Origin of the sequence: Ruegeria sp. HKCCA6837 (assembly GCF_013034475.1) — a bacterium.
Lineage (GTDB): Bacteria > Pseudomonadota > Alphaproteobacteria > Rhodobacterales > Rhodobacteraceae > Ruegeria.
The window spans coordinates 1-10,755 of record NZ_WQGD01000040.1; the positions used below are offsets into that span (position 1 = coordinate 1).

Annotated in this window: 5 protein-coding genes and 1 tRNA gene; all 6 read right to left on the reverse strand. The window is 49.2% G+C overall.

Features of this window, described 5'->3' with window-relative positions:
* Positions 1–387 precede the first annotated feature (387 nt).
* The 6 genes from GOV91_RS22180 to GOV91_RS22205 all read right to left on the reverse strand — a co-directional run bounded on the left by GOV91_RS22180 (position 388) and on the right by GOV91_RS22205 (position 9,889).
* On the reverse strand, positions 388–2,787 hold the full coding sequence (locus GOV91_RS22180; RefSeq protein ID WP_171237092.1) for a DUF3987 domain-containing protein: 2,400 nt from the start codon (positions 2,785–2,787) through the stop codon (positions 388–390).
* 509 nt (positions 2,788–3,296) lie between these two features.
* A tRNA-Leu gene (locus GOV91_RS22185) sits at positions 3,297–3,382 on the reverse strand.
* A gap of 492 nt (positions 3,383–3,874) precedes the next feature.
* The gene (locus GOV91_RS22190; protein WP_171237093.1) at positions 3,875–4,375 is read right to left on the reverse strand and encodes a hypothetical protein; all 501 of its coding nucleotides are present in this window, start codon (positions 4,373–4,375) and stop codon (positions 3,875–3,877) included.
* A gap of 2 nt (positions 4,376–4,377) precedes the next feature.
* Positions 4,378–6,381 carry a hypothetical protein gene (locus GOV91_RS22195; protein ID WP_171237094.1) on the reverse strand — a complete coding sequence of 668 codons (2,004 nt, stop codon included), beginning with the start codon at positions 6,379–6,381 and terminating at the stop codon, positions 4,378–4,380.
* Complete coding sequence (locus tag GOV91_RS22200; RefSeq protein WP_171237095.1) at positions 6,381–8,561, reverse strand: hypothetical protein; 2,181 nt, start codon at positions 8,559–8,561, stop codon at positions 6,381–6,383. The genes GOV91_RS22195 and GOV91_RS22200 overlap by 1 nt, the downstream gene beginning before the upstream one ends.
* Before the next feature lie 14 nt (positions 8,562–8,575).
* Positions 8,576–9,889 (reverse strand): site-specific integrase, encoded by a 1,314-nt coding sequence (locus GOV91_RS22205; RefSeq protein WP_171237096.1) that lies wholly within the window; start codon positions 9,887–9,889, stop codon positions 8,576–8,578.
* Positions 9,890–10,755: the final 866 nt, after the last annotated feature.

Sequence of the window (10,755 nt, forward strand, 5' to 3'; positions counted from 1 at the left end):
CCCACCAGTCCCCGAAACTCTAGTCCGAAATGGCCCAGAACACGGGGGCTAGACAGCTCAACGAAAAAAGTTGATGGCTGCAAGCGCAACTTTCCACCTATTTCATCAAGCACAGTTGCTTAGTTCTTTGGTGCAAACAGGCGGTCGGTAATTCGGTAAAGTTCGGTAGGTTAAATTACCGAACCCATCACCTACCTTAACCCTTTGTTTACACACACATATTATGTAGAGTGTGTGTGTTATTCGGTAATTCGGTAACTGTCTAAGTATTTCCCTGTTGAGTGTTTGTTTTTGTGTTTATTAGGGGGGGTTACCGAACTACCGAACAACAAAATATTCGTGTGATTTACAAAATAAAAACAACAAGTTAAAGTTCGGTAGATGGGCTTACCGAACACCTACCGAACTACCGAACATCTGCAATAGTTCCGCGTCTATTAGATACACATCACCTTTTGATTTAAGAACGAAGTCACCATCACTACCTTGAACTGGAGGTTTCTCGTTTGGTTTGTATACCGTGATTATACCTGCCGAGATTAGATCTTTTATTGCACTCAACAGGAAACGCTTCTCCGGGAACCGTTTTGTCTTACCAACGTTTGCCTTCTGCCGTAGATATTCAAAAGGTAGGATGTGCGGCACGTCTTTGTAACGTCCAAAATGGTGTCCCGTTCTCGGGTGCTGTTTCTTACGCGTCCATTCCCGAATTTTGGTTTTCAAGAACTCAATACGTTCGTCGTCATTAACATTGCCGCCGATGCTACCAGTATCCACCATGTGCTTGACATTGGTTATACTTGCATCCGCGATCTCTGACGCCCATTCCAAATCCCTGGAGTGAACAATCGGGTTTTCAGGGTCACGGCACACCGCCGCAATTGTTGATATCTTGACGACGTGTTGCATGTAGCGTTTGATGCAGGCGGCAAGTAACAAGTCATCACGAGATTGTCGTTGCCACTGATCCGTATTGGTTCTCTTCTCATTGAACCAAATGCGCGCTTCCGGTGTGATGCCGACTTTACGTGGTTTACCTGTTTGCTCAATTTGTTTGGCAACTTTGAACAGGTGTTCTACGTGTTCCACGGCATAGTATTCTACTTCCTGATCGTTGTAGATTGGATCTGCATCCGGGTTTGCTGGAACAAAGTAAATATATCTGGATGTGGTACCGTCCGCGAAGTTCTCGGGGTCCACCTTTTCAAAGTCAGTCGGTGTTGCTTCCCCAATTATGGACAGACACGGACGCTCCACCGCACCAACACTTTTGTCCTGATCCCGGACTTCGTGGGCGTCTATACGTCCACCCAATCTAGACTCGGTGTACGCGATGGTTTGAAACGCCATTATTTCACTCTGGTATCTGTTACCACCACGTGACAAGGCGTGCTTAAGTACTTTGCCGAACTCATGTAACCAGAGAACCATGGACGGGTTCTTTTGCAGACGAGATTGGAATTGTTGTTTGGAACCGAACTGAGGTGACATCCTGTCATCCAGACCATAGATCAGTTCCTGACCCGTTGCGTTCATTCGTTTTGACGCTTCGTAGATGACGTCCCGGGCGGGACCAATGGCGGTATCCTTACCAAATCCGGAAGGTGCCACCACGGACACATATACGTTGATCCCGTCATTACGATTAAAGGTTAGGTACGCCCCACCAATCACCACCGCGATATGTGCCAAGGACGTTGCCAGTGCCGCCTCTGGAAACCGGAGGTAAGCGTTGTAACAACAATGATTGTAGAGGGCAGCAAGAGCACCATACTCGGCAGGCACAGTTAGATCGGTCGGTACCACAACGGGCGTTTCCTCTTGTTGTTGGTTGAGTTTTTCTACTGCCGCCCGTTTTTCTTTTAGTCGTTCCTCTAGTTCCTGTTGCCGCTGGTGAACGTTACTCCACGCAAATGCGAGAGTGCGATCCACGTAACTTTGACCACGCCGCCCCGTTTCTTTCTTCGCAATACGATCCGGGGTCCAATGCGCACCGCGTTCAAATATGATCCTGGATTTTTGGACGTCACTTGTGTGGTACAGGATCAACTCGGCAATCTGGGCGTCTACGTCACTACGGTTACAGTTTGCAGGGTACCCGTGCTGCCACGCCTGTTGACCCTCTGTGTTTCCACCTGCTGCCAACATCTTTTCTATGATCGCCTCTACCGACCGAATATCCTCAACGGATGGCAGGTCTACCAGCGTCGTTTGTTCCGGCATGGCGGCAACGATCTGTGCGATTGTCTCATCGGTATCCGGGGCAAGGTCCAAACCATTACTAACCCCGGTCATGATTATGAAACGGTCCCGGTCATAAATTTCGGTACCAACATCATCTTTGCGCCGACCTCCTTGGACCAAACTACCGTCAAAGAAAATGTGATGACCTGTACCGGATTGACTGGTCTCCACGTAGGTCTTGTCCCAGTATTTGGAGACCAGTTCATTTTGAGCCTCGGCAATCTTTGGATCGTTCGCCTTGTTGTCTAGGTCCAAGACAGTTGAATTCAGATCCTCGTGTAAGATTGGACCAAGCACATTGTATTTCCAACCGTCCACGACTTGCCCAACACATTGTTCAAAAGTTGCCCATGTGCTTGGGTCTGTTACGTCAACTGGTTTGTTGGTTATTGGATGAAACGGGCGTTTGTGATCTGGATGTTTTGGGTCGGGATAAATCTTTGCAACCGCCCAACAAGTTGAATTCCTAAGTTTTGCCGGAATGGTTTTTAGGGTGTCAAACTTTTGATCTTCTGTCAGGGACAGGAAACGTTTCGGGTTCATCGGTCATGCTCCCCAAGGTGGCACTTCCACCCAATTGTCATCTTGTGTTTGCTTTGGTTCCGGCGTCGGTTCCGTCTGTCTGGTTCTCGGTTGCCATTCTTGGGACACGAATGCGCCATCCCCGATGTGTTCTACAGACCCATCAGGGTATTCCACGACTTTCGCCACGGACGGGTTTAGAGACCGCTCAAAGTCGGTTGGTGGTCTTAGACGAAATTTCCGGTGGTTACTTATGTTCACGTTTTGTTCCCTTTTTTTGTTGAGGGACAAACCGAAACTGGGTAAACTTTGTTTATACCTCGTCGGTGTGTCCTTTCTAAGACGACAGGTTTCTAAGGTTCGGGGGATGCGACCCCCGGACCTTTACTTTTTCAGTGTAACCAACGGTTTAATGACGTCTCAAGGGGGTAAAGTACCCCTCAAGTACCTGTTTTTATAGGCACTCTAGACTTCTGGGGGTTTCAGTGGGGGTTCGTGATCCCATAAGATGTAAAATTTAAATAAGATTTTGGTGCGGGCGGTGGGACTCGAACCCACACGGGCATACGCCCTTCAGATTTTAAGTCTGATATGTCTACCATTCCATCACGCCCGCACGGCGTGGCCTTGTCGGGCCCTGCATTCCCCTTACAGTCACAACCGGATGAGAACAATGCACTTTGATGCAAATGCGGCTGTAAATGTGTCGGGAAATCCAGTTACAAGACATCCCCCTTCCCGATTAATAAGGGCGTGGCGTGGCGCTGCCCCGCCCCTTTGGAAGGCTCACATGCCCAGCGCTTCCTTATTATGTTGGCTCAGAAACCGAGTCGTAGCTTAGTTTACTATTCGCTTTGGCTTTGAATCGGTTCTCAGCCGCTCCATAGCCACCAAGCCACGAAGATCCGTTGCGGAAGTGAATAAAACTGAAGTTCGTCTTCTAAAGGTTCGAGTCGCTGTATGAGTCTGCGATAGATCTCACCCAGATTCCCAACCGTGAACCGAAGACATTTCAGAGCAGAAGTCCTGAGCTCAGTAAGGTGCCCAGCATGTCAGCTGTGCGGCGTAAGGTCATCAAAACTTAGCCACAAGGCTTTGAAAAATGACGTCACTTTCGTTTTCTTGAGCCGATCCCAACAACATTTCCGCTGTCACGTATGTTGCGAATATCTGCTTCCAGGTTGTCTATTTTGGTTTGAAGCTTTTCTTTCTCGATAAGCCAAGATTGTGCCTCAGATGACATCACTCTTATTGCTTCTTGAAGAAATGAAATCGCGTCCCGCCTGGCTTTCTTAGATTTCCGTTTGGCGGCAGTGTCAGATCTCTTGTGATTCTTTAACCAGGCTTTGACGTGCTCGCGAAGGTCTAGATGGCGCTCGTTCCTCAAGTAGTTAACACCAAGACCAGATCTTCGCAGAACCTCTGCCATTGAAAGGCCAAGAGGCCGATCAGGGTCCTTGGGATCACAATAATAACCTCGCGCAGAAATCTCCGTATCGATCTGCTTCATCATATCGATAATACCATCGCGAGCTCGCTTGCTACGGTTTGCATGATAGTCCTTTAAAGGCGCCGAGTTCCTGCTTTGCTCTTTTGGTTCGCGTTTCATACTTAGCCAACAAGTTGAGCTAGTTTTTCTCGGGTCGATGGCGGGAGCGGCGCGAACAGTCTCTTTTCACAGTCGAACAGAGCATCTTTAAATCGCTTGTCGTCGAGAAACTCGTCAATCGTTGACTCAAAGACGGACAAGTTCCCGATAATCTGCGATTGAAAGTATACTCGGATGCCCCTTCCCACGTCCCCAGAAAGGAGTTGTAGGGCATTCCTGATTGCTTCCTTTCTATCTTGTCGAGACGCAGCCATTTCCAATCGAAATATGCAGGAAGAGTTGCAAGCTCCAACGTCACGTTGACCTGTAAACTTCGAACAGAGCCCATTCTCCATATCCCCAGCAGTGCAATATCTTTCTGGGCCAACTTGTTGAATGTTAGGCAGTACTGCCAGAAGCAGCTCTGGGTCATCGTCTCCAAGGTCTTCCCGTATACCGCGCGCACGGAGTTCGTCGCGCGCCACTCGAATTCTAGGCGCGCTTGGTCCACCGCACTCATCAATTTCATTGACGATCCTCACTCGGAGCAAATGCTTGTGCTCCTGCCTAACTTTTTCTGCATCCGCCTGAAACTCAGCGTCAGAGAGCATGTAGCCGAGAGTGACGTCCATATCTGTGTGACCCAATACGTCAAACAGGATGTTGTTTGCACCCTCCAAGGCCAAACCAACCAGTCGCGATAGAGTTTTTCGGAAACGGTGTGTAGTCAGTTTGCCGTCTAGCTCTCCGAGCGCCACGCCGTTAAGGGTTCGGACACGCGAGCCAAATAGTGCGACCGACTGTTCCATACCGGAGATTTCTGTCGTGTTGTTTTCTTTTGACCACCAAAGGTATGGGCCTGTTTTGCCGAACGTTCTTAGCAGGCTCTGCTGCCTTTTTACCGCTGCGACTGCGTGATCAGGTAGAGCCCAGTGACGTTGTTCTCCCGCGGGAGTGTCTGTCTCTTTGAACGTGTATCCGACGAGTATTGTGTCATCATCAGAACGCTTAAGTGGCTCTTTAGATAGGACTTTCAACTCGGAAACACGCCCCGCCGTTGCGGACAGTAATATCTGCGCATTAGCGCACTGGCAGAGCAAAAGAAGTGATTTTACCCCATCGAGTGTTTCCACCGGCCAGCCCGAAAAGAACTTACTTGTCCGTGCCTCACCAGGGACTCCTAACTCGAAAGGGAATGAGAAACCTGGTTCCAGAATATCACCACGCCAGGACTGGATTGCCTCGTTTCTTACGCGCCTGACGAGATCTTGCCCATAACGCCCTTGATCATCCTCCGTTATGCTTGAGATTTCTGCGTAGCAACTCTCGAGGTCGTGCTGGATACTGGCCAGGAAGAAACTGGCGCGAAGAACTTGAGAGAATGCACTATCGTTAAAAGGTTGAATTGCTTGAGATTTGAACCTTTTAGGCGACACATCCTCTGCCGGCCAATCGTCAAACAAGCCCATCATAAGAAAGGCATTCAAGCGAGATGTGTTCATTTGAAAGAAATTTGGATTGGCTTTCCTGAGATCCTGGAATGCCGCCGGCGACAAATGCTTGAAAATTGAAACGCCATCCGGGCACGTCGACACGGCGTTTGGTTCCTGCGTGTCGAAATGAAGAGCCATTTTTGCGGCGCGCACGAGCAACCTAGTTCTTGCCACCCAGGTGTGTGCCTGCGGAGGACTCATTTTTCGATTGCTTTTCACGGTCTGCGTCAAGTCCAAGAGGGCTATCCTCTTGAGGCGTCTCAGGGCCATCTCTGAGCGATGTTCTGATCGCGACCAATTTTGCGGTAACGCCTTGGTAAAGTCGATTTGGCGCAAGCTGAGACGGGTCTTTGCGGGAGGAACCATTTCAACCGGAACCTCGACAATATCATCAGAAAGCGCGAATCCAGGCATCACTGGCAAATTGCAGACGTCATCCCAAGGCAAGCTCCAAACCAGATCAAGCCGTATCGAATTCTGAGTAAGCTCATCGCGATGCGCGTTTAAGATTGGGTTTACAGAGCCTCTCGACATCAATTGACCTCCCCACCCTCAGTAGTAAAGGCCTTGAATTCGGATGCGACCTCCCCCAACGGAACTTCATCAAAAATCAGTGCACGCCCGTCGGTGAGAGCCCTACGATGATTGGCCAATTCCCTGTCAAAGGCATCCGCAAGCTCCGGGTAGGTTTCTTCACGAACAATCAGAATTGCCTGACGTTCAATCTCAAAGGATGAATCCAAGAAACGTTGTGCCGGAATTGAACGGCTAAGTTCGAGCAGCTCAGCGAGGCGGCGGGCGAGGTGTGGAATCGCCTCTGCTGTCAACCTGCCGTGTCGGCACAAAAGACAGCGTTGTGTCGCACATAGAGTACCAGCAATGTGATTGGGCGCAATTTCTGTAGGTGGCTCAAATGGATTTGAACAAGCCATTCCGTAGCGTGACCTAAAGTCTAGTAAGTTCTGATGGTCCTTATCCGTGAAGCCTGACGAACTCATTGCCATGTGTAATGCCGTTGGATCGACGTCTCGTCCGTTCTCGATTGCCTCAAAAAAGTGCCTGCACATATCTCGGAACGTCCGAAGTCTGTTCTGGATTTGACGGTTTTGTCTGAGGTAGACTCTAGTGGTTCTCATGCTCTGGTGTTGCAAAAGATGTTGAGTGACGAAGGGATTTCCACCTGAGGCGTCATAGATGTAAGCGGCAAAGCCATCCCGTACGTCACCGGCGGTCATACGTTCGATGTCTTCACAAAGATGACCTTTACCCCGTCGCTGCGCGACTTGAATGGCAGCAGGTGTTAGATGTCTCTTGAATGTCGCGGCAATCGGCTCCGTCACTCCCAACAGTCCAACAGCTTCATGTCCCTTGCCTTTATTGTTGAAATAGATCCAAGGGGATCGCAGCTTTCGCTCAATCTCGAAGATCTCGCGCCGCCTCAGAACTCTTAGCCTCTCCTTCGCTAGATACTTCCATCGCAGCATTCTGAGCAGATGGCGCAGATGCTTCGTTCGCTGTATTTGCTCTCGCAGTACAGAGTACGGTCGGTATCGCGAGTTTTTGAATGAAAGCGCAGCGTGAAGACGGCCTGTTTTTGGCCGAATTGCTTTCAAGTCTACCTCGTTACTTGATGTGTCACTATCGTGCGGCTTGGCTAAAATCATTACCGAAGACTGACGCTGATTCCGCTCATCCGAGCTTATAGATCGATCAACATACCAATCCTCACAGTCTTCGAAGTCTTCGTCCACGACAGAGATTGCGCCGACAGTATCCGTCCAACCGGTGTGAAAGGACACAAGCATGTAGCTGGCCAAAGTGGCCCTACAGGACGGACTGTGCTGCTCCATAAGTGCAAGCGAAGGCGTGGAAAAATACCTTAGTGAGCATTGATTTAGTTGCAGAACATCGTCCTGATCTATGTCGCGGTACAACAGTACACGCGTGCTGATGCGCTCATGCGCAAGTACAGAAAGGTTGAAAACGTTTTCCCAAGGACTTTCCAGTGTTTCCGGGTCTTTGATCTCGCCTCGTGGATCGTAGCCCTTCTCGAGCGCTTTATTGCCCTCCAAACCGCTCTCGACACTTTTGTCGTGAAGCCTCTTTGCGGCAGTATAGATCACCTTAAGCGCCTTAGGGTTCACATCCCTATGCATCTTGGGCGCGTTACCACTTTCGATTGTCGGCCAAATTAAGCGAGTTTGGGCGTCATCTAAGCCGTCAATCAGTCGACGACGTGAGGCGTTCAGAATTGCCTCCACTGCACGTAAGGTCTCTTGCTTTCGACCGATCCCAAATCTCTGCTCCAAGAGAAACCTCTTGAACGCTTCACCGTGGGCGACTTCCACATCGAGGCAACGGCTTACTGTGGAGCCCCACTGGACTTCAAACTGAGACAGAAAACAAAAGAACTTCCCCAAAAAATCCAGTCGCTTCTTTATCGAAGACTTAGCCTTGTTGGATGTCCATATCCGAATTTCAGGCGCTAGATCATATATCAAGGCGGGGCGACCGACAAACCCGGTTTCATCGGATCCATCTCTGAATTTGGCTAAATCAACATCAAATTCACCTTCTCTTGGATTGAACACCGTCCAAGTAAGTGGATTGGCGTTGGCCCCACTTACCCTAGAAGCCCCTGTCTTTCTTCGTGTTTTTCCTTCTCCGCCCTTGGAGAATTCTAAGTCAGTTTTGTGCTTTTGCAGTTTGTTCACTCGTTCGCTCCGGTCTACGAGTCAAGCCAATGCGACCACTCGCGCACATACCGATCTGACTGCACCTGCCCGGCCAACCATCGTAGGTATAAGTCGGTGGTTTCTTGGTTCACATGTCCCAAAAACGGTTGAACATGTAACTTGATTAGAGTCTCTCCAATTCGCGTGGTCCACTCTATAGATGGCGTGGTTGCCTCACCTCGACTTGCCTTCATCTCGAAACGGAGAACGTCGAGTTCAGCCTCCATCCTTTCAAGCAATTGATAACATGCCCATGTGTGACGTCCGGCATGAGGCGACCACGCCTCGAACGGCAAACACTTGTTCAGCAAGCCTTTTTGCACCCAAAACTCCCGAAAGCGGGAATAACTATACGGCATTCCAGTGTAAGGTGAGAGGAACAGCTCTTTTGGCAATGTGGCACCCGGGTAGAGCTCCTTGTGCACTTTCAATGCGAGTTTTCGAGTCATCCGCTTGTAGTCGTTCAAACGGACCAACCACTCCCGGGACATTCGGATTGACCGTACTTTGCCTCTCTTTTCTATATCTTGAGGATCTCTGCCACCCTTTGTGCCGTACTTGATCGGAATGAAGACAGCTTGTTCACTCGGATCAATGCTATCTGGGTTTGGTAACTGGTCAGCGCGAAACAGGATGACTTCTTCTGCCCGCATCGCAGTTTCAATGACCATTCGGCACATCATGTATGCCGTGATACCCAAAACCCCGGGAAATCCCCTCAACACGCATTCAAGCCAGTTCTTAATCTCGCTTCTTGTTGGCAACCGCAAATCAGCAGGGTTTGCACGAACACGCCCTACCCGACAGGTTGAGCTTGTGCGATTGCCAGATGCTGCAGATCTCCTTATTGGCTCACTACTTACCGCGAATGGCCTCCTCCAACCTTGAGCGGCCGCATAGGTCAGAAAGTCACATGCTGTATCAACTCGGTTGTTGATTGTCCCAGGTGAAAGTGGGCCTCCACTGTTTGTTGCCTGACCATTGTGCATCTCAGTTTGGTAAGAGTTCAGCAGTTGCTCATAAGAAATCTCCTGCCATTCCAAGTTTCGCCGTTCGCAATATGTAAGGAAATGCTCAAGGTTACGGGCATAGAGCAACATGCTGTTGGCAGCAGGCTTCGAAGCTATACTGTAAAGGGATTGTTTCCCCATTCGAGGCGCCCATTGCCCAAGCCCACGTGAAGTAAGATACTTGGAGGCCTCCGCCATCAGCTTCCAGTCTTTGGACCAGATTACTGGAATGTGAGATATCTGACCAATACCAAGCTCTTCCGAACGTCTTTTATCTGGCATTTCTAAGAACGCCATGAATCCCTCCTTATATAGCAGCGTGCTTTGGCGTCCTAAAACTCGTGAATTGGCCATTGCTTATGCGCAAGAAACGACAGGGAATTAATCAAAGCTGATGCCTACTACCAAAGCTGAAAAACTACGCCTAACTTCCTACCTCCAAACTAAATTTTCACTTGTCTACCGGTAGTGTTCGCGCAAAGCAGTTGGAGTGCCACTAAAAATTCAGGATTGAGAAATATTTTTTTGCTCAACTCTAATCGGCAGAATCTCGCGAATAAGAAAACCAAACACTAGCACTAAAATGAGGAGATTGAACTCCAAATTTTATTCTTGGAAAGCAAGAATAGTTTCTACGTTTCAGTTGAATTCCAAGATTAGCAATGAGCAAGAATTACTAAATTTCCGGTCTTATTCTTGCATATCTGAATTTATTGGATAGCAAGAATAAAGGGCTGTTCATGGTAATTTGGACACGTAGAAAATTTTTTTTGAACGAATAAAACGGGTTTCAACCTCAGCCGACCAGTGCTGACATTCTGGATTTAATCTAGAGGCATCACTCCTGTCTCAGTCTCAGTCTCAAGTCGCCGATCACCCGACAACTCTCCGATACCGTTTGACTTGTTTGGCTATTATTGCCTGCAAACCGCTCAGCACACATCGTACGTTTCAGTCTTGCCCTGCAACCAATCCTGTCCCTGAAGGACAGTGGATTCCATGCCCTAGGTCTGCTTTGGGGCGGGATCCAGTATTCGCCGCAAGAGACACAGATGGCTGTTCAGCGGACTTTGCAGCCATCCGCATATTTACTCCAAAGGACCGCAGTCAGCCCGAAGCGGACCTTCGCAACCAAGCTTTGCTAACTCCGAAATACACAACGA